Here is a 19,149-nt window from a genome sequence, read left to right as displayed (position 1 = left end):
CGAAGACCACGGCCAACCCGGCAAGGCAGCCCCATATAGTCAGTCGCATACTGGTTCTCGCGTAGTCATCGCTCTTCGGCACGCCCATAGTCAACAGTGAGATACACCGACTCTCCACCTTCAGAGGAAACCTAGCCCAGGGCTCCTGTGTGAAAGTGCAGGTCACAGCCACTCATTGAGGACTGCGACCAGCACGGTCGCCTCGTAGCGGACAGCGAGCTTGTCGTACCTCGTGGCCACGGCCCGGTGGCGCTTGAGGCAATTGATCCCGCACTCGACCGCGTGGCGTTCGCGGTAGTCGGTTTTGTCGAACTTCGGCGGCCGACCGCCCCGGGACCCGAGCTTCTGACGGTTGCGGACACGGTCAGCAGGGACCGGAATGGTCGCCTTGATTCCGCGTCTGCGCAGGTAGGCCCGGTTGCGGCGGGAGTCGTACGCCTTGTCGGCCCGCACCCGATCCGGTCGCCTGCGAGGCCGGCCAGGACCGATCCGCGGCACCCGAATCGCCTCCAGGACCGGCTCGAACTGCGGCGAGTCACCCCGCTGCCCGGCCGTGATCAGCACCGACAGAGGCTTCTGTCCCTGCTCGACAGCGAGGTGGATCTTCGCGGTCAGCCCGCCCCGGGAACGTCCGAGACGGTGGTCGACCGGCTCGACGGCAAGGCCGCCGGGCGGCTCCTTTTGCAGGTCCCCCTTTTCGACGCCCCGGCGGCGTGCTGGTGAGCCCGGCACACGGTGGAGTCGACATTCACGTCCCAGGTGATCAGGCCCTTCGCGTCAGCCTGGGCCTGAAGCTGAGTGACGATCCCGGCCCAGGTCCCATCACGCTGCCAGCGCCGGAAGAGGTCGTAGACCCGGTCCCAGGGGCCGTAGCGTTCCGGCACATCACGCCAGGGAGCACCGGTTCGCGTCCGCCACCGTACGCCGTCTATCAGCTGCCGTCGCGTCCACATCGGCGGACTGCCCGGCTTGATGCCCTTCGGCAACAACGTCTCCAGCCGGGCCCACTGCTCGTTCGTCAGATCACCACGCCCCACGGAACGTGATCATCTACGACCAAGATCCACTTTCGCAACAGGCCCTAGGCGGCCGCAGATCAGCCGCCGACGATCAGTTGTGGCTGCGCAGCCCCCTCCTGTGCGCTGCGTTGCTGCGTAGGCTCTGGCCCGCGCCTGCACGTTGCTGTGGCCGGACGGGACCGTGGATGAGGAGTCGGACCGCTCGCTGTGAACCCACGAGGTACGCAGACAGAGCCTGGCGGTGGGCCGTTTCACGCTGCGGTTACGGGATCCTTCTGAGGATTTCGCACTCGGTCGCGCGGTCGGTCCCTGTTTCACCGTTGCAGTCGTCGGGAGCGTCGGGACCACCGTCGAGGAAGTCGTTGCCGGGACCCGCCCGGAGCGTGTCCACGCCATCGCCGCCGTCCAGGTCGTCTTCGCCGCCCACAGTCCCGATGCTCCTGGAGGGGTAGACGTATCTCGGGCGCGGAAGCTTGGCGTTGTCACCGAACACCAGGTCGTCCCCTCCGCGGCCTGAGATCACATCATCACCGGCCGTGCGGGGCATGCCGGGTACGACGGAGTCGCCCACGAGAGCGTCATCGATGCCGGGCCTGCCCGGGAAGCCGTCGCTGCCGAAGATCCGGTCGTTGCCGGAGCCGAACGCAGTCCCGCCCCTGGGGTTGTCGACGACATGATCCCCGGTCGCGAACTCCCCGCCACCGGTTCCCACGTCCAGCAGATCGTCTCCGCCGCTTCCGCGCGCGTTCGTGAAGCTGTAGCAGTCACCGACCAGGCCGTCGCCCTCGCCGGGGCCTCCCAAGAGCACGTCGTCCCCGGCGCCCGCTGCTTCCCCCGATCCGAACGCGGTGGAGTCACCGACCAACATGTCGAAGCCGTCGCCGCCTTCCAGGTGGTCGTTCCCGCCGCCGGATGCGTTGCCACCGTTCGGGGCAAAGCTGTCCCCGATCAGATCGTCATGGTCGTCACCGCCGAAGAGTTCGTCGGTTCCACCGCCAGAAGCGTTGCCGTTCGCGGCACGACTGTCGCCGACCAGGAAGTTTCTGAAACCGCTGCCGCCGTAGAGGTGGTCGTTTCCACCCCCGGTGGCGTTGCCGGTCTGTGCGAAGACGTCGCCTGTGATGGTGTCAGTCCCGTCGCCGCCGTCGATGTGGTCGTCACCGAGGCCACCGACGAGAAAGTCGTTCCCGTCGAGCCCGCAGATCCGGTCATTTCCCCCCACACCATCAATGCTGTCCAGCCCGGCGGTACCGACGATCACGTCGTCGCCCGCGGTCCCGGTGGTGGGCACTCCGGGCTGTGCCTCGATCGTGGCCGGAAGGCCGAAGCACGTCGGCTGCGCGGCAGCCTCTGCGGCGCCACCGAACACGAGCATCCCTGCCGCAAGAAGGCCGGCACACCCTGCCGCGGAGTAGCGCCGCCCGAGCCGTCTTGCCACGAGTGGCGATTGAGAGACACGACGCAGGACCACCGAGAACCTCCGGCTGTTAAATGCCCCATCCGGGACGATGAGCAGGCCGAGTACAGCCGAATGCTGCGACGGCTCCATGTGATCGATTCCGACCATATGTGGTGCTCGTGTCGGGCCCGAGCAACGGCTGTCGAGCATCAGAGTGAATGCGCGCCAACGCTCCGCCGCCGATCGGCAACAGAGCCCGCCCTGCTGGTGGGGCTGCTGATCACCGGTGCAGCCGTCTACCTCGCCCGCGTGCACCCGGCACTCGCGCAGCCCCTGGGGGTAGGAGCCGCTGTCATGAGCGCGCTGGCCGCCATCGCCGGCGTCGTAGCCCGCGTCATCCGGCGGTGATGGAGAGCCCTCGCCTCGACTATCGCTTCAGCCACGACTCGTCGCATCGGTCAGGCGGCTCCCACCGTCGTCGGGTCTCCGTGTCCTCTCAGGAGCTGCCGAAGGCGGGGTTCAGCAGGCCGATCGCGGAAACCGTGTTGCCGCACGCGTTCAACGGCCGTCGGTCACCCGCACGCAGCCGAGGTACTCGCGTACGGCCTGCGCCGATACCCGGAACGAGCGGCCGACGCGGATCGACGGCAGATGACCGCTGTGCACCAGGCGGTAGACCGTCATCTTCGACACCCTCATGATCCCGGCCACTTCGGGCACGGTCAGGAAGGCCTCCCCCACAGGCCACTCGCTGGCCTGGACGTCCGACGGTGCGACTGTCGAACTGGTTCGCGTCGGCGTCTTCTCGGTAAGCCGCGGCTCGCGCTGCGGGGCGATCGGCTCGGCTCCCTCCGCCTCACAGGTCTCAGAGGTGGAGTCGACACGCTCCGCCACCCAGACCAGGAACGCCTCGCGGCGGCGTGCGAGCTCGTCGGTGCCCATGGCGCGGACGACCATCAGGCCTTGGTCGTAGGCGCGGTGGGCCTTCCACCACAGGTTGGCGAAGACCTGGGAGCGGATGAGGTGCATCCAGTCGGTGCGGTACAGCTCCCGGTTGTAGTTCGACTCCCCCAGCGTGGAGACGAACTTGGAGTACATCTGCTTGGCGTACTCCAGCGTCACGTCGTCGTCCTCGGCGATCACCCGGTCCCGAGCGTCCTTCAGGGCGACCCGGAACTTCTCCAGTAGGCCCTCCGTGGCACCGGAGGTCCACCACTCGTGGACCTCCGGCGGGTCGCACAGGCCGTACTTGGGTCCCGAAATCCGAAGCAGCAGGCGCAGGGTCGGTTCGGTCACCCACAGCGGGCCCGGCTCGTCCCGGCTGCCGATCGGGTTCGGAAGGTAGTCGTCGTGGTCCCAGTCGGGCGGGGTGATCAGGTGGACGCCGGCTCGGCGGCGGCCGTGGTGGTTGCCGGTGGAGTGCTCCAGCTGGCCAAGCGGCAGATGGGTCTTGAGCGCGCTCAAATAGGCGCCGTTGATGTCGAGCGCGGTGACCTCGTGCTCGCCGGGCGGCAGTTCGGGCCTGGCCCACTTGGGGCGGGCCTCGCAGATCTGGTCCGTGCCGTGGGAGGACTGCTTGCGCAGGACGTCGGGCAGCCAGGGGTGGGCGACCACGTCGTCGCGGTTGCCCTTGCGGCTGTGGTCCAGCAGCGCCATCGCGTCCGGGATCGCCCGCTTCACCCGTGCCTTGGTCGCGGCTTCCACATCGCCGGAGTGCTCGGCGAGCGTGGCGGCGACCGCGGAGCCGATCAGGTCCGGGGTGTCGCCTGGGCATCGACGTCGAAGCCGTCCACCGGGATCCCACCGCGAAGGGCTTCAAGGTGATCCCGCGACGCTGGGTGGTGGAGAGGACCTTCGGCCGGCTCATGCACCACCGCCGCCTCGCCAACGACTACGAGACACACCCGCACCGCTCCGAAGCCATGATCCGCCTCGCCATGATCGACGTCATAAGCAGACGCCTCACCCGCGAATCCACCCTGAACTGGCGCGACACCTGACTTCGAACCAAACACCATCGCCAGGACAAAACGCCCTTTTACTGGGTGGCGCCACTTCTTCCTCATTTCCCGTCCAGGACAACCCTGTTGGGTCCCTGTCCGGAACTCCGTGGCCCTTCGTTGCGCAGCGCCTCCACGTTCTTGGTCAGCCGGGCGAGGGCGGCGTCCGGCCCAGAGAACGTCAAACTCCTGCGAATCACCCCAACGAGGCACCCTGACAAGATCTGCACCCTGCTCCGTTGAGGCCCCAGCCGAGAGACACTCCCTGGCGTTCAGGGGCTGTGCGGGCCAGAGGGCGCTGGGCATGCCGGTGGGGAGCGGGCCGGGGTTGTTGGTCATGATGAGGTTCGCGGTCGCGTAGGCGAGGAACCAGGAGTTTCCCACTGGACCAGGCCAATACCCGGCGCTTGGTGCGCGACAGTCAGTGCGTCCAGGACCTGCCTGGCGTCCTGCGCCCCGTAGGGCGGGCCCACCACCTTGACGCCACGGGGGAGGCAGTCAGCGGTGAGCCCGGCGAGCATCGGGCGCACTCCGACCTCGATGAATGTTCCGGCCTCCTCGTCATCATGGAGGATCCGTACCGCCTCGACGTGATGCACGGGGTCGGTCAGGCTCTGCACGATGGTCGTCCGCGCGTCGCGCTCGTCCCGTACGAAGCGCAGGGCGACAGGGGAGAACAGGCGGGTGTTCGGGGCGTGGACCGTGAAGTCCTCCATGACGGCGGCCAGTCGGCGGCCGGCCCGGGCCAGCATCGGGTTGTGATGCGGGTGCGGCACCAGGAGCCGTGTCACCCGCAGGCGCATGGCCCGCGCAAGGGATTCCAGCGCTTCCAAGTCCCGGGTATGGCCCGAAACAACGGTCTGCCCGGGAGAGTTGAAGACGGAGAGCCGCAGCGTGCGACCGCCCGCCGCCCGGCACAGATCGGCGGCGCGCCAAGCGTCCGCCATCAGCACGGTCAGGCCGCCGCCGACTCCTTCTCCCAGTTCCTCGATGGCCTCCTCGCGTTCGCACAGCAGGCGCACCGTGTCGTAGACGGACAAGCAGCCCGCCGCCGCCAGGGCCGTGTACTCCCCCTCGCTGTGGCCGAGAAGGATGTCACCGGTTACCCCCCTGGCGCGCAGGGCAGCGAACAGCGCCGTGGAGACGGCGAACGTGGCGACGTGCATGAGCACGGTCGAGCGAGCAAGGTCCTCGAAGGCCGGCCCCTGTGAGTCGGTGAGCACACCGGACAGCGGTCCGTGCCCGTACGTCCGCAGGGCGGCGTCGGTCTCGTCCAGGACCGCCCGCACCTCCGGCACTCGACCGGGCAGGCCCCGGAGCGCGCCGGGCACATAGCCACCGTATCCCGGGAATTCCATTACCGAGATGTTGCGCACGACCACCTCACTTTCCGACGCACATCAGTTACGGAACTTCTCGCCGGATTTCCTTGATCGGATTTTGACGCCGATTTGACGCCGTCCTGCACAGAAGCAACGACGTTCCGGCCGCCTCCATGATTCCGCAACATGCAATCCTATGGACCGGACAGGCCGAACAATCAAGAACAAGGCAGGAAACCCAATGGATTCCGCACGGACCCCTCCCCAGTGATTGATCGACACATGACATCAAGGTGATCGACTAGAGAGCGCCATCCACCCGAAGCGGGAGGTACAGTCAGTGCAAATTGTCGCAAACTCCCCGACGCGCAGGGAAAAAGAACCTCCGAAACTATCACGTCGGTACATTCCGTGTGCCGAGATCGCACGAAAGTGCACCATTGCCTCTCAATGCTATTGACTCGATCACGCCGCGCGCTATTGCCTGGTTCGGCCGGGAGTGCAGAAACGTTTCGACATTTCCCTGTCTTCTGTAGCCCCTCATTTATGGAGGCGCCCCCATGGCACACACGGCGATACAGTTGCCGGGGCTCGGCGGCTACGCGGCCGGGACCTTGCAGCATCTGGCCGCAACCGAGCACCCGGTGTCCGAGTTGCTGCGCGAGGTGGACCGGGCGGCTCGTGCCTACGGGCTTCCGCCGGTGTCCGTCCCGCTCACCGACCCCGACGGGCCGGAGATCGAGGAACTTGCCCAGACTCCCGTCCGGCTGCACCTGGCCTCGCTGGCCACAGGGCTCGCCCTGTACGGGGAACTGGCAGCGCACGGCCGTCCTGGTGACGTTCTGATCGGCCACAGCACCGGGGAACTCACCGCACTGGCCGCAGCCGGCTGTCTGTCCGCGTACGACGCCGCCCGTGTGCTCTGCGAGCGTGAAATCGCCCTGGCAGAGGGTGACTTCGCTGGCGGGCTCACGGCTCTGCGGGTCGGCGCGCAGCGGGCCGGGCATCTATGCGGGGCCGTCGGCGGCTGGTCGCTGCAGCCCTCGCTGTTCAACGCGCCCCAGCAGACCGTGGTGTCCGGCAACGCCGAAGAGCTCGCCCGCCTGGAGAAGGCGGCGCGTGCGCTGGGCATCCAGGCCACCCGGCTGCTCGTGGTGTACCCGCATCACAATCCCCTGCTGGCCGGGGCGGCCCGGCAGGTGGCCGAGGCCACGGCCTCCTACCGGGTTGAGGAACCGCGCATCCGTGTCTTCTCCCCGCTGCTGGGACGCCCGGTACGCACGGTCAAGGACGTACGGCGCGTCATCAACCGGCATCTGAGCGACCCGGTCAACTATCTGCGGGCGATACGGGAGTTGCACGCCCATCACCAGGTGGGCGTCTTCCTGGAGGCGGGGCCCCGGCCGCTGCTGACCCAGTGCGCCGTCGAATGCCTGCCGCCGGACGCCGAGTTGATCGGCCCGCCGCCGGGGAGCACGGACGGACTGAAGATCCTGGACGCGCTGCTGCACTCCGGCCGCCACTTGGCGCCGGACGCGCCGCCGGCCGCCGCCGCGGCTCCCGCTCGGCGGACTGCGGTCACCTCCCCGCGCCCGGTGGCCGCCGAGGACCCTGCACCGGTCGCCGCCCGCTCCGTGCCGGCACCCGCTCCCGCACCGGGGGCCGTGTCCCTCCGGGAAGCCGCCCCTGCTCAGGCGGCGGGTGCCACTCAGCAGTCCCTTTCCCTCGGGGAACCGGCCCCGGCAGATTCCGCCCCCGCCTCCTCTGGCGCTCTGCCTGAATACGGTGCGCTTGTCGCCGAGTTGCGCTCGACGTTCGCCGAGGCCCTGGGCTATCCGGAGGACGTCTTCACCGACAACGCCCATCTGGAAGCCGACCTCGGCATCGCCTCGGTCAAGAAGACCGAGCTGCTGGTCGCGTTGCTCGACCGGTACAACCTGCCGACCCCGCCCGCGGACTTCCGTATACGCGACTACAACACGCTGCCCAAGCTCGCCGATCTCATGATCCTGCTCGCCGCCGACGGCCAGGACTCCGAAGCACGTGGCGGCACCACATGAGCGGGACCCTCGCCGGCCGGACCGTCATGGTCGTGGGTGAGGGGTACGGCATCGTGCGAGCCGTCGCCCTCGGATGCGCGCGACGCGGTGCCCATGTCGTCGTGGCGTACGGCGGCGGTGGTCGGGAGGACGGCGAGCAGATCCTCGCCAAGGTGCACGCCGAGGGCGGATCGGGCCAGTGTGCAGGAGGCATGGGCCGGACCAGGAGCGGCGTGCGCGCGGCCTTCGGCGCCGTCGCCGAGTCGGGCCGCCGCCTGGATGGGCTGGTCACCTGCGTCGGCGGCGGTGCGTCTGACGGGGCATCGCGAGACGGTGCCAATTCCCCTGCCGACTGGGTGCGCTGGTGCCACGAGGCCGCTGCACCGCTCATGGCCGAGGTCGCCGGAACCCTGGTCGACATAACCGTCGCCGGTGCCGGGAGTGCGATACCGCTGCGGGTGCGCACGGAGACGGTCATGGCGGCCTGCGCCGGTGCGGGTGACCGCGGGTTCGCCACCCTCCTGGCCGACGCCATCGCGCTCCTCACTCCCGCGCCGGAACCCGCCCCGCCCCCGGCAGAGGCAGGCCCCTCCGAGGCGTCCCAGGCGGTCGCGGTGGTGGGCATGGGGATCGTTGTCCCCGGCGCCGGCAGTCCAGGGCAGTTCTGGGACGTCCTCAACCAGGACCAGAACACGTTCGGCGAACCCAGCCACTTCTCCTTGGAGCACTGGTACTCCCCCGACGACAAGGCCGAGGACAAGTCGTACATCCGGGCTGCGGGATATCCGCACGCCGTACCCGTACACCCGGACGACGAAGGCACCGCCGTCCGACCGGACGGCACCGGTCTGATGCTGCGCCGCTGCCTGCGCCAGGCGCTGGACGGAGTCGCCCGCGAAGATTCGTACCGGATGGGCGCCTACATCGCTGTGCCGCCCGGAAGCCTCGCCCTCGAAGAGGCCACCCTGCGGGCGACGGCCGACGCCGTCGCGGACACCGAGGACGAGGCGCGGCCCCTGCGCGAACTGCTCACCACCCGCTACCCGCACTCTCCGGAACACCCCCGTGCGGCCTTCGCCGACCAGATGATCCGGGACGCGGGCGCCGGGTTGCTGCCCGAGGGCAGCGAGTTCCAGGCGGTCGATGCCGCCTGCTCCTCCTCCCTGTACGCCGTCGATCTGGCGGTCAAGAGCCTGTTGGCCGGGGAACGGGACCTGGTGCTGTGCGGCGGTGCGAACACCGGGCCCCGCCGCGACCTCGTGCTGTTCTCCAAGGCGCAGGGGTTCTCCCGCAGCGGCCAGGTACGGGCGTTCGACGCGGACGCCGACGGAGTCCTCTTCTCCGACGCAGCCGCCGTCGTCGCGCTCAAGCGTCTCGACCGGGCTCTGGCGGACGGCGACGAGATCCTCGGCCTGCTCGGCGGCTTCGGGGCCTCCGTCGACGGAAGTGGAAGCGTGGTGGCGCCCGACCCGGAGGGGCAGAAGCTGTCGGTGCTGCGTGCCCGCAGTGTGGGCGGCTCGAAACCCGCCGACATCGACTGGATCGTGGGGCACGGCACCGGCACCCGGGTCGGCGACACCGCCGAACTCGAAGGGCTCGCCGAACTCGCCGGAGACGCCCACCATCTGATCACCTCGAACAAGCCGCTGGTGGGGCACGGCGCCTGGGCTGCGGGCGCGGTCTCCCTCGTCCACGTCCTGCTCGCGCTGCGGCACGGAAGCATCCCCGCGGAGCGCTACTTCTCCCGCCTGCCGGACGGCTTGCGCGCCGGAAACCTCACGGTTCCGATCGCCGACACCCCCTGGCTGTCGCGTGCCGGCCGCATCCGTACGGCCGGCATCTGCGCCTACGGCCTCGGTGGCGGAAACGCCCACCTCGTCGTGCACGGCCCCGAGGCGGCGTACGGTCCCGTACCGCACGCCAGCGCGGGATACGGGGAGAGCCAGGAAGACCGCCACCAAACCACCGCCGATCCGGCGGTCCTCGTGGGCTGGAGTGCTCACCTGCCCGGTGAGCCGTCCGACCAGCACATCGTGGACTGGCTGCGTGGCCGGGGGCCCGCGCCCGCCGCCGTCTTCGGCGAGGAGTATCCGCTGCCGCCTTTCCGGCAGTTGCGGATGCCCCCGGTCAGCGCGCGCAGCATCGACCGTACGCATCTGATGGCGATCTCGGCCGCGGCAAGGTTCGCCGACGGGCACGGTGAGTTGTGGGAGCCGTACCGGGACACCACCGGGGTGTTCACCGGCCACACCGGGCCGACCCGTGCTATGACCGAGTACACCGTCCGCGTCGCCGCCGACGACCTGCTGGCAGCGGCCGACGCCGCGTGCGGAACCGGGAGCGGCGATCGGCTGCGCGGGTACCTGGACCGGTTGCGCGCGCGGCTGCCCGCGGCGAACGACGCGAGCATGCCGGGGCAGCTCGCCAACATGATCTCCTGTCAGATCGCCAACCGGCACCAGCTGCACGGCATGGCACTCGCCCTCGATACCGGGCGCTCCTCCACCCAGGCCGCCCTGCACACGGCCTGCCGCTACCTCGCCTCCGGGGAGCTGGACATAGCCCTGGTGCTGGGCACCGCCGGCCACACCGGCCCGCTGGCCGAGGCGCTGACCGGCAGCCGGGCAGGGCAGCTGGCGGAGGGCGCCGTCCTGCTGGTGCTCACCCGCAAGTCGCGGACCGAGCAGCACGGTTGGCCCGTACTCGCCGAACTGCGGACCGAGGCCCCAGGCACCGCCGGCACAGCCCGTGACGAGGTCCCGGAGATCGGTCTCTCCGAGGACACGCCCGACTACCAGGGCGCGGAGGGCGCCCTCGCCGTCCTGCGCGCGGTGTACTCAGGCCTGCCAACCGCCGCCGTACGCAACCGGGACCCGGGGCCGTGCGTCGTGGTGACCCCCATGCCGGTGCCCACGTCCGCTCGGGATCCGGCCGTACCGGATGAGGCTTTCGCGTTCGCGGCCGCGCCGATGGAACGGCCCATTCCTGTACAGGAAACGCCGAATCCTGCCGTCCGCGACGACGTACCGCCGGCAGCACGGAACGAAATGCCGCCGATCGCGGGAGAAGAGAAACCCGGTACCGCGCGCGAAGAGGCAACCCCGGGCGCGAAACACGCGGAAGTGGCCCAGGCCCCAGAGGGCATGACACCCGCCGGGCCCGGCCCCGGGCCGACTTCCCTGTCTCGCTCCGTCATCGCCTACCGACGCCGCGACGCCGTCCCGATCGAGCCGTCGTCACCCGGTGCGGCGGCGGACTCCGCGATCCGTCCCGGCACGCTGATCCTGGTCGACTCGGCCCCCCTGGCCCTGTCACTGACGCTTCTGGCCCGCCGGCACGGCGCCCGGATCGTCAGTACCGATCCCGGCACCGCACACGACGAGGTCGTGACGGTCACCGGGACCGGGCCACAGGAAGCAGCCATCGCCGAAGCCATACGCAACGCTCGCCGGGCGGCGGGACGCTGCGGCGATCTCCTCGTCGTCGCCTCGGCCCGGCGCCCCGAACGCCTCTGGCCCGCGCCGCCGCCCCCGTCGCTGCTGAGGCTGCAGGAGTGCGTCCTGCTTGCGGTCCGCGAGGTGCGCCCCGACGCCGCCGGATCAGTCGCGGCACTGCTGCTCGACCCGTTGCGCGGCCACACCACCCACCCCCATCTCACACTGCTCACCGGCTTTCTGCGCAGCCTCGCCCTGGAACTGAAGTGCCCGGTCTGCGCAGTGGTCAGCGACGCCGGTCTGGAGTCCGGGCTCGCGCAGGTCGCGGCCGAGCGGACCGCGCGCCGCGACCGGACCGTCGTCCAGTACCGCCAGGGGCTGCGGTACGCCGAAGCGGTGTGTGACGCCCCGCTGCCCGCCGATCGCCGCACCGCGACACCGCCGCTGGACCGGAACTCCGTGGTGGTCGCGACCGGCGGCGCGCGCGGCGCCACCGCGGCGTGCCTCCTCGCGCTGGCGGGCCTGGCGAGGCCCCGGATCTGGCTCCTGGGCACCACCCCGGAGGGGGATGTTCCGGGCGAGCTGCTCGACACCCCCGATGACCGGCTCACCGAGGCCCGCCGCGCCTGGCTGGCGCGCGAGCTGCGCACCGGCGCCGGTCTCCCGGTCGGCTCGCTCAACCGGCGCTTCAACGCGCTTTTGCGGTCCCGCGAGATCCAGCTGACCCTGCGCACCCTGCGCACCCTGTGCGGCGTCGACCGCGTCCACTACCTGGTGTGCGACCTGCGCGACCGCGACCAGGTCGTACGGGCGGCCCGGCGCGTCCACGAACAGGACGGCCGCGTAGATCTGCTGATCCACGGAGCGGGGCAGATCCGGTCGGCCGCCGCCGCGGACAAGACGCTGGACGACTTCCGCGCGGTGCGCGACACCAAGGTCGCCGGATACCACCACTTGAAGGAGGCGTTCGCCGACCCGGCACCACGCCTGTGGTGCAGCTTCGGATCCGCGAGCGGCCTGACCGGCTACGCGGGCGACACGGACTACGCGGCGGCCAACGAATACCTGCTCGCCGCCGCGCGCGCCGAACAGCAGGGGCCGGGAGGTGAGGACACGACGCAGGAGGTGACGATCGGCTGGGGTCTGTGGCGGGACACCGGCATGGTCAAGGACCTCGCCGGCGGCATCGCCCGGCGCCTGGGCACCGACGGCATGAGCAACGCCGAGGGGGCCGCCGCCTTCCTCGCCGAACTCGCCTTCCCCCGCCCCCTCGACCCCGCACCCCTGCTCGGGCAGGCCTGGAGCACCGGTGGCGCAACGGGGTTCGCCCCGGATCCGTCGCTCGAGGGCGGGCTGCTCGGGCCGCCGGACCAGGTCACCGCCACCGACGCCCGGTGGATCTGGCGCCCCGATCCGCGCCGCGACACCTATCTCGCCGAACACCTCGTCGACGGGCGCCCGTTGCTGCCCGCGGTGATGATGCTCGCTTTGGCCGCCGAAGCTGCCCGGCAGCTGCTGCCCGGCACCGACGTGACCGGCTTCCGGGACGTGATCATCGAAGAACCCTTCTACACCGCCCCGAAGAGCGCCGAGGCCGTCTGCCACATCACAGCCGACGTGACAGGGACGGGGCGGGTCCGGGTCGAACTCCGTTCCGACCTGGTCGCGCGCACCGGCCGGATACTGCGGCAGGGGCGCCCGCACTGCCGCGTCGGCGTCGTTCTCGGCGAGCGGCCCTCACCGCCTCCGCTGCCCGCCCCGCCTCCGCAGCCCCCGATGGAGGAGTGCCCGACCGCCCGCCCCGACTGCTCGGTCCAGCTCTCCGGCGTCTGGCGGACCAACCTGCGCCCCTGCGCGGGCCCCGAGGGGAGCGAGGCGCTCTGGCTGCCCCGGCTCGAATCCGACGGAATCTTCTCGCGCATCGCCGTACCGGCCCTGCTCATCGACTCCACCGCCCGCCTGTTCCGCTACCCGCCGCAGCCAGAAGGCGACCACGTCATGGGCGTACCCGTCGCCATCGCCCGCATTGACCTGTTCACCGGTTCCACCGACACCGAACTCGTCCGCGACCATCCCGAGGGCCTGCACCTGTGGTTCCGGACCGAGGACGACCGTGCGGTGGCGGCAACGCGCAACGGAGAGGTCCAACTGGCCGTCACCGGCGTCGAGATGCACGTCACGGACCAGCTCCCGGCGGCGGTCCACTACCCGGAGTGGCGGCCATGACGCGCCCCGCCCCCGCCCCCATCGCCGACGTGTTCTGGCTCAGCCTCGACCGGCCGACCGACCGCTGGTGGCCGCTGCTCGACGCGGCCGAGCAGCAGCGGGCCCGCGCCCTGCCCACCGCACTGCTGCGGCGGCGCTTCGTGGTCCGCCGAGCCCTGATCAAGCAGACGCCCGCACACCGCACCGGACTGCCGGTGCGGGAGGTCACCATCACCACGGACCGGTACGGCCGACCGGAACTGGCCGGACATCCGCACACCCGGTTCAGCATCTCCCACAGCGGGCCGCTCGCGGCCCTCGCGGTGACCGGAGACGGGTCACCGGTGGGCGTGGACGCCGAATGCCTCCGCGCGGACCGGGCCACCGGACGCATGCTGCGCTACGCCCTCACGCCGCGTGAGCGGGCCGCCGTGACCGAATTCGCGCCGCGCGAACGGCCCCTCGCCTTCCACGCCGTAGGGACGGCGAAGGAGGCCGTCGCCAAGGCCACCGGGCGAGCCCTGGCCCGCTGCTTCACCGAGGTCGACATCGCCCTGGCCACGTCGGCCGACGGTCCGTGCCGGATGTATGGCCCATGCCTGGCGTACGACCTGACGGCCCCGCCGGCCGCCTGGCCGGTCACCCGTCCCGTCCCGCACCGCACGGGGTACGCGACCGCCCTCGTCACCCTGCCCGCCCCGGGAGAAACCCCATGACGCACCTCAACGACGTGACCCGCCGCAGCGGAACAACGACCGGCACCGGCAGCCGGACGGGCACACCCGAGCGCTGGTTCACGCTCGAACACACCGTCACCGCCGGCGACACCAGCGCCGTCGGCCCCGTCTACTACGCCCGCCTCATCGACTGGCAGGGCCGCTGCCGCGAGCAGGCAGGAATCCTCACCGCGCCCATGTTCAGCAGCGACATCTCCGGCGACTACGCCATGCTCACCCAGTCCTGCTCCTGCGAATACCTCAAGGAACTCTGGTACGGCGACCGGGTCGCGATCCGGATCACCGTCCCCTGGGCACGCATGCACCTGATGAAGGCAGAGTTCGAGTACCACCGCATCACCGAGCCGGGCCAAGAAGACGGCGAACTCGTCGCCCGAGGAGAGCAGATGTGGGCCAGCGCCCACCGACGTGGTGACCACTACGAGCCCGGACCCTGGCCGGCGGAGATCATCCAAAGCGCCGTAACGCTCGGCGCCGACATCAGCCGCGCCCAGATCGAGGACCAGCCGTGAGCGGGCATGCGCTGGTCCTCAGCCGCGGCATCGCCGGATTGACCGCCGCCGTGGCACTCGCCCCGCACCTGGACACAGTCACGATCGCCGAGCGCGACACCCTGCCCGATGGGCCCGTCCTGCGCAGAGGCGTACTCACCGCTGCCTGCCTGCCCCGTGACGCGACGATGGTGGGCCCGCCCTGCCGGGCGACGGACGCCGACCAGGTGGCCGCAGCCCTGGCGGCGGGCGGGAGCCCTCGGACAGCACCCGCGGCAGCGCCCCGCGGGCTGAATCGAGGAGTGCAGCAGCCATGACCGCCCAGGTGATTGTGCTGGGGTGCGGTATCGCCGGACTGACTGCCGCGGCCGCACTGGCCTCCCACGGCGCACAGGTTACGGTCCTCGACCGGGACCGGCCGCCCGCCGGTCCGGCCCCGCGTGCCGGTGTACCTCAGGGACGCCATCTGCACGGACTGCTGTCCAGCGGCGCCGAGGCCATGGATGCCCTGCTGCCGGGGACCATGGATGCCCTGTACTCCCTCGGCGCACACCGCATCGGGCTGCCGCACCAGACGCAGATTTACGGCCCGCACGGCTGGATGCACCCCTTCCCCAGCCGGCACTACATCGTGGGAGCCACCCGGCCCCTGGTCGAGCACACCTTGCGCACCCGCCTCACCCCACAGGTCCGCTTCCTGCCGGCCACCGAGGCAGTCGGTCTGCTCGGCTCCGCCGGACGGGTCACCGGAGTGCTCACCCGCAGCCGCCCCGATGGGGCGGAGAGCACACTGGCCGCGACCCTCGTGGTCGATGCCACCGGCCGCTCCACCCGAACCCCACGGTGGCTCACCGGACTCGGCCTGCCCCCTGTACACACCACCGTGGTCGACTCCCAGCTCGCCTACGCCAGCCGGCTGCTCCGGCCCACCGCAGCGCAGCCCCTGCCCGACTGCGTCACCGTCCAGCCCGACCCGCGGTGCGGCGAGCCTGGGCGGGGAGGCTTCTTCCTGCGGGTGGAGAACGGCTGTTGGATGGTCACCCTCTCCGGCACCCGCGGCGCGCACCCGCCGACCGACGATGCGGGTTTCCGCCGCTTCGCCGCTTCCCTGCGCCACCCCCTGATCGCCGAACTCCTCGACAGGACCGAACCGGCCGGCCGGACCGTCGTTCACCGCAACACCGCCAACCGCCGCCACCACTACGACCGGGCCCCGGCCTGGCCCGCCGGACTCCTCGTGATCGGCGACGCCGCCACCACGTTCAACCCGCTGTACGGACAAGGAATGAGCGTCGCCGCGCACAGTGCGCTCGCCCTGCGCCAGGCGCTGCGGACCACCGGACTGAGCGCACTCACGTCGTCGACCGACTGCCACCGCATCCAGCGGACCGTGTGTCGCACCGCGGACCTGCCATGGCTGCTGTGCAGCACCGAGGACATCCGCTACCCCGGCGCCACTGGTCCCCGCCCCGGGCCGGCCGTTCGCCTCGCCCAGTACGCCGCCGACCGGTTGCGCACCGCCGCCACAACCCGGCCCGCCGCCTCCGCTGCGTTCTTCGCGGCGGTCGCGCTGTCCGCACCTGCGCACCGACTGGCCACTCCCGCCGCTCTGTGGGACGTCCTGCTCGGCCCCGGTGCACCACCCCGCCATCACCCGGTCCCGGAACCGCATCCCGATCACGCGCCCCGTTCCGCCGCGAGGGAGCAACCGTGATCCGCGCTGCACGCCTGCCCCGCCGACCGGCCGGCGGCGCACCAAAGTCCGCCCCGTCCTGCTGTGGGATGCGGTCGGGATCCTCGCCGTCGTGGCGCAATCCACCGTCCTCGCCCCGGGACCTCCAGCAGAAAGCCGCGCGTCACCGGCAACGGGAACAGCAACTCGCGGGTCATGGCGTTCTGGGCATGGGCAGCGGTCTGCGGAGTCCGCATCGTGCAGGTCGCCAACCTGGTGATCCGGGCCTGCCGTCACGCGCGCCCGCGCCGCCTTCGACGCGGCTCTGTTCGCCGGATTCGTAGTCGCCGGCCTGCAGGTCCCGGTCGCAGCCGGGACTGCGGGCGCCAAGCCGCCCTTGGGCGAAGCCCCGACAGGAGTTGGGAAGGGAAGAGGAATGACGGTGCGTCATAACTACCAGGACACCGTTGCGGAGCACGTGATCAGAAAGCGGTCGCTCGCCCCTGGACAGGTGTTCGCGGTGCTCGGCTTGCTGTTCCTCGGCATGCAGGCATGGACGCTGGCCCACTGGGCCGCACGGGGCGGGTGGAAGATCACGTACACCCGCCCTCCCTCGCTGCCGGACCTGACCGCGGTGACGGTCCGGATCACCGAGGTGGTGATCGTCCTCGCGGTCATCGGGTGCGCGGTCATCGCCGCGCGGGAGTGGCGGCGCCTGGGCCGTCCCGGCTTCGATACGACGATCTTTCTCGGCTGGCTCCTCACCATGTGGCTGGACGTCTTCTGCGGACGTGCCGTGCAGTGGAACCCGTACGTGTTCCACTGGGACACCTGGCTCACGGATGTCCCGTTCCTCGGCAACTCCATGTACTACGGCGACGAGTTCGCCACGGTGATCTCGCCGGCCGGGCTGGACTACGCCGCGATGATGCTGCCCGTCCTCATCGTCGACCGCGTGACCCGGCGGCTCTTCCGCAGCCGGCCCGACTGGGGAGCGGCGCGGCGTCTCGGGGTGCTTTTCCTGGCCAGTTTCCTGATCCAGGGAATGGTCGAGGGAGCGCTCATCATGGCGGGCACCTACTCGATGGACATGTACGCGGAGTGGGTGCAGGCACTTTCGCTCTGGGGCGGGCACTGGTACCAGATCGCGCTGCCGGACACCCTCATCCTCGGCGGTCTGTGCACCGCCCCGCTAGCCCTCATGCGACAGACGTGGCAGGCGGGCGGCACACCGCTCATCTACCGGGGACTGACAGAGATTCCCGGAGCGAAGGGCTCGGCGGTACGGGTCATGGCCGGTGTCGGCTGGGTCAGCACGACCATCGCCGTCTGGATGGCGGCGGAATACCTGATGGCGATCAACGGAGTTCCCGTGAGCGATCTCCCCGCGTACCTCGCTCTCGTCTCCCCCTGACAGGGACTACACGACCAGCATCGATATTCCGTGACCGTCCGCCGGTTCGTTTCGGTTGTCCGGAGTGAACCCGACTCGCCTCAGCACGCACGACAGGAGCGATGACCATGTGCGACATTCTGCTCAAGGGTGGACCGGCAGCCTTGGAAGGGGTGCGGTCGGCCGAGACGGCGGGCCCGCCGGAGCGAGTGATTCTGGCCTACTACGGCCGCCACGAGCACTACGAACTCACCGACGAGACCGCCGAGATCGACGGCTGCCGGCTGCCTGTCCTCCGGTGGATGTACAGCACGGCGATCGCCGAATAGGGTACGACGACGCCCGGACGCACCGCGCCGACACGAGAGCCGCCGGGACGCTGACTCGCCATCACCTTCATGGGCCATGATCACTCGCCCCATAACAGCTCCCGCCCAAAGCCGCGGAGCCAACCGCGATCACAGCTGAGTGTCATAGCCGATTTTGGGCCAATACTCTCGCGATCAATACGCCCCAATATAGCCAGAATTGCGAAGTTATCGCCACGCTAGTAAACGACTTCAGAGGTGGCGAGCCACCTCTTTCCGAGGTCCATCTCATGGCTTCCGTTCGGCTGCATGGTTCGGTTCCTCCTTCTCAGCGCAGTTGCTCGGCCAGTCCGACGATGATGCCCTCCGGGCCGCGGAGGTAGCAGAGCAGATAGCTGTCCTCGAACCGGGCGATCTCGCCGACGAGTTCGGCGCCGTGAGGGCGCAGGCGGGCAACGGTGTCCTCGACGTCGTCGACGGCGAACATGACGCGGTGCGTGCCCAGAACGTTGTGCGGCCGGTTGCGCGGCCCGGCGCTGATCACCGCGGGGCTGCGGTACTTCGCCAGCTCGAGCCGACTGTGACCGTCCGGGGTCCGGACCATCGCGATGTCACAGCGGACGCCGTCGAGTCCGGTGCACTGGTCGGCGACGAGGCCCTCGACCTCCGCCCTGCCCTCCAGCTCCATACCGAGTTCCACGAAGAACGCGACGGCGGCATCCATGTCCTCGACGACGATGCCGACGTTGTCCATCCGCTGAATCGCCATGCTGGATTCTCCTTCTTCCTCGTGCGGCCGGTGGTGGCCGCTGATGCCCCTGGGACGGAGCCGGTGGCACGTTCTCGACATCCGCAGACCGCCGAACTCCGAAAGATTCTGGATCGCGCCCCAGGTGAGATTCATCCGGACGTGCCAACCCACCGCCAGCACGATGAGCATGGCTCCCACGAAGGCCCACACCGTGGTTGCTGCGCTGTGCGAGGTATGGATCAGAGCAAACATGCTCAGCCAGATACCCGGCAGGAGCAGCCGTAGCCAGTGAACGTTGGCGCCCCCTGTCGAATACGTGTCGAAGGAGCCGATCCATCGCGCTCGGCGTCCGTGGAGCACCAGGTCAGGAGGGATGCGC

At 70.1% G+C, this 19,149-nt stretch carries 15 protein-coding genes and 2 pseudogenes; 10 read left to right on the top strand and 7 right to left on the bottom strand.

The window, feature by feature from the left end:
• Positions 1 to 162 precede the first annotated feature (162 nt).
• Together OIC96_RS48020 and OIC96_RS48015 are read right to left on the bottom strand one after the other, a co-directional pair.
• Positions 163 to 1,037 (bottom strand): IS5 family transposase gene (locus OIC96_RS48020; RefSeq protein ID WP_443058501.1). Its coding sequence is split into 2 segments (ribosomal slippage): positions 163 to 690 and positions 693 to 1,037, totalling 873 coding nucleotides; the frame shifts between segments, so codons are not numbered across the junction.
• A gap of 244 nt (positions 1,038 to 1,281) precedes the next feature.
• Positions 1,282 to 2,586, bottom strand: coding sequence for a hypothetical protein (locus tag OIC96_RS48015; protein ID WP_330301775.1), 1,305 nt, complete (start codon positions 2,584 to 2,586; stop codon positions 1,282 to 1,284).
• Between the two features lie 99 nt (positions 2,587 to 2,685).
• On the opposite strand from OIC96_RS48015, the gene OIC96_RS48010 reads away from it, so the two are divergent.
• Entirely contained in the window at positions 2,686 to 2,826 is a 141-nt protein-coding gene (locus OIC96_RS48010) for a hypothetical protein (protein ID WP_330301776.1), read from the top strand.
• A gap of 88 nt (positions 2,827 to 2,914) precedes the next feature.
• On the opposite strand, the gene OIC96_RS48005 is transcribed toward OIC96_RS48010, so the two are convergent.
• The 3 genes and pseudogenes from OIC96_RS48005 to OIC96_RS47995 all read right to left on the bottom strand — a co-directional run.
• The gene (locus OIC96_RS48005) at positions 2,915 to 2,980 is read right to left on the bottom strand and encodes a chaplin family protein (RefSeq protein WP_330462178.1); all 66 of its coding nucleotides are present in this window, start codon (positions 2,978 to 2,980) and stop codon (positions 2,915 to 2,917) included.
• A complete protein-coding gene (locus tag OIC96_RS48000; protein WP_330309934.1) occupies positions 2,977 to 3,159 on the bottom strand; it encodes a helix-turn-helix domain-containing protein in 183 nt (60 codons plus the stop codon). Before OIC96_RS48000 ends, OIC96_RS48005 begins: the two co-directional genes overlap by 4 nt.
• A 183-nt stretch (positions 3,160 to 3,342) precedes the next feature.
• Positions 3,343 to 4,182, bottom strand: a pseudogene (locus OIC96_RS47995) (transcriptional regulator); the annotation flags it as partial.
• Between OIC96_RS47995 and OIC96_RS47990 the strand changes: the two are divergent.
• Positions 4,176 to 4,418: pseudogene (locus tag OIC96_RS47990) on the top strand (transposase); the annotation flags it as partial. The pseudogenes OIC96_RS47995 and OIC96_RS47990 sit on opposite strands and share 7 nt — an antisense overlap.
• Positions 4,419 to 4,753: 335 nt before the next feature.
• Here the strand turns inward: OIC96_RS47990 and OIC96_RS47985 are convergent.
• On the bottom strand, positions 4,754 to 5,776 hold the full coding sequence (locus OIC96_RS47985; RefSeq protein ID WP_330301777.1) for an ACP S-malonyltransferase: 1,023 nt from the start codon (positions 5,774 to 5,776) through the stop codon (positions 4,754 to 4,756).
• Positions 5,777 to 6,300: 524 nt separating this feature from the next.
• Between OIC96_RS47985 and OIC96_RS47980 the strand changes: the two genes are divergently transcribed.
• The 8 genes from OIC96_RS47980 to OIC96_RS47945 all read left to right on the top strand — a co-directional run bounded on the left by OIC96_RS47980 (position 6,301) and on the right by OIC96_RS47945 (position 18,040).
• Positions 6,301 to 7,800: an acyltransferase domain-containing protein gene (locus OIC96_RS47980; protein ID WP_330301778.1), complete on the top strand. Its 1,500-nt coding sequence runs from the start codon at positions 6,301 to 6,303 to the stop codon at positions 7,798 to 7,800.
• Entirely contained in the window at positions 7,797 to 13,439 is a 5,643-nt protein-coding gene (locus tag OIC96_RS47975; RefSeq protein WP_330301779.1) for an SDR family NAD(P)-dependent oxidoreductase, read from the top strand. The genes OIC96_RS47980 and OIC96_RS47975 overlap by 4 nt, the downstream gene beginning before the upstream one ends.
• Positions 13,436 to 14,134 (top strand): 4'-phosphopantetheinyl transferase family protein, encoded by a 699-nt coding sequence (locus OIC96_RS47970; protein ID WP_330301780.1) that lies wholly within the window; start codon positions 13,436 to 13,438, stop codon positions 14,132 to 14,134. Before OIC96_RS47975 ends, OIC96_RS47970 begins: the two co-directional genes overlap by 4 nt.
• On the top strand, positions 14,131 to 14,667 hold the full coding sequence (locus OIC96_RS47965) for an acyl-CoA thioesterase (RefSeq protein ID WP_330301781.1): 537 nt from the start codon (positions 14,131 to 14,133) through the stop codon (positions 14,665 to 14,667). The genes OIC96_RS47970 and OIC96_RS47965 overlap by 4 nt, the downstream gene beginning before the upstream one ends.
• The gene (locus OIC96_RS47960; protein ID WP_330301782.1) at positions 14,664 to 14,963 is read left to right on the top strand and encodes a hypothetical protein; all 300 of its coding nucleotides are present in this window, start codon (positions 14,664 to 14,666) and stop codon (positions 14,961 to 14,963) included. The genes OIC96_RS47965 and OIC96_RS47960 overlap by 4 nt, the downstream gene beginning before the upstream one ends.
• Entirely contained in the window at positions 14,960 to 16,360 is a 1,401-nt protein-coding gene (locus OIC96_RS47955; protein ID WP_330301783.1) for an NAD(P)/FAD-dependent oxidoreductase, read from the top strand. The genes OIC96_RS47960 and OIC96_RS47955 overlap by 4 nt, the downstream gene beginning before the upstream one ends.
• 394 nt (positions 16,361 to 16,754) lie before the next feature.
• Positions 16,755 to 17,732 carry a spirocyclase AveC family protein gene (locus OIC96_RS47950; RefSeq protein ID WP_330301784.1) on the top strand — a complete coding sequence of 326 codons (978 nt, stop codon included), beginning with the start codon at positions 16,755 to 16,757 and terminating at the stop codon, positions 17,730 to 17,732.
• Positions 17,733 to 17,839: 107 nt separating this feature from the next.
• Entirely contained in the window at positions 17,840 to 18,040 is a 201-nt protein-coding gene (locus tag OIC96_RS47945) for a DUF5988 family protein (protein ID WP_330301785.1), read from the top strand.
• Between the two features lie 307 nt (positions 18,041 to 18,347).
• On the opposite strand, the gene OIC96_RS47940 is transcribed toward OIC96_RS47945, so the two are convergent.
• Complete coding sequence (locus OIC96_RS47940; RefSeq protein WP_330301786.1) at positions 18,348 to 18,788, bottom strand: VOC family protein; 441 nt, start codon at positions 18,786 to 18,788, stop codon at positions 18,348 to 18,350.
• Between the last annotated feature and the right edge of the window lie 361 nt (positions 18,789 to 19,149).

It is taken from the genome of Streptomyces sp. NBC_00775 (genome assembly GCF_036347135.1).
Taxonomy (GTDB): Bacteria; Actinomycetota; Actinomycetes; order Streptomycetales; family Streptomycetaceae; genus Streptomyces; species Streptomyces lutosisoli.
The sequence above is the reverse complement of the archived record's forward strand: the minus strand, read 5'-3'. Positions and strand labels throughout refer to the sequence as shown.

What these genes read in the sequence shown, in the direction of transcription:
- OIC96_RS48015 (WP_330301775.1), bottom strand. Translation starts at nt 2,586, where the DNA reads ATGGTCGGAATCGATCACATGGAGCCGTCGCAGCATTCGGCTGTACTC.
- OIC96_RS47985 (WP_330301777.1), bottom strand. Translation starts at nt 5,776, where the DNA reads ATGGAATTCCCGGGATACGGTGGCTATGTGCCCGGCGCGCTCCGGGGC.
- OIC96_RS47980 (WP_330301778.1), top strand. Translation starts at nt 6,301, where the DNA reads ATGGCACACACGGCGATACAGTTGCCGGGGCTCGGCGGCTACGCGGCC.
- OIC96_RS47975 (WP_330301779.1), top strand. Translation starts at nt 7,797, where the DNA reads ATGAGCGGGACCCTCGCCGGCCGGACCGTCATGGTCGTGGGTGAGGGG.
- OIC96_RS47970 (WP_330301780.1), top strand. Translation starts at nt 13,436, where the DNA reads ATGACGCGCCCCGCCCCCGCCCCCATCGCCGACGTGTTCTGGCTCAGC.
- OIC96_RS47965 (WP_330301781.1), top strand. Translation starts at nt 14,131, where the DNA reads ATGACGCACCTCAACGACGTGACCCGCCGCAGCGGAACAACGACCGGC.
- OIC96_RS47955 (WP_330301783.1), top strand. Translation starts at nt 14,960, where the DNA reads ATGACCGCCCAGGTGATTGTGCTGGGGTGCGGTATCGCCGGACTGACT.
- OIC96_RS47950 (WP_330301784.1), top strand. Translation starts at nt 16,755, where the DNA reads ATGACGGTGCGTCATAACTACCAGGACACCGTTGCGGAGCACGTGATC.
- OIC96_RS47945 (WP_330301785.1), top strand. Translation starts at nt 17,840, where the DNA reads ATGTGCGACATTCTGCTCAAGGGTGGACCGGCAGCCTTGGAAGGGGTG.
- OIC96_RS47940 (WP_330301786.1), bottom strand. Translation starts at nt 18,788, where the DNA reads ATGGCGATTCAGCGGATGGACAACGTCGGCATCGTCGTCGAGGACATG.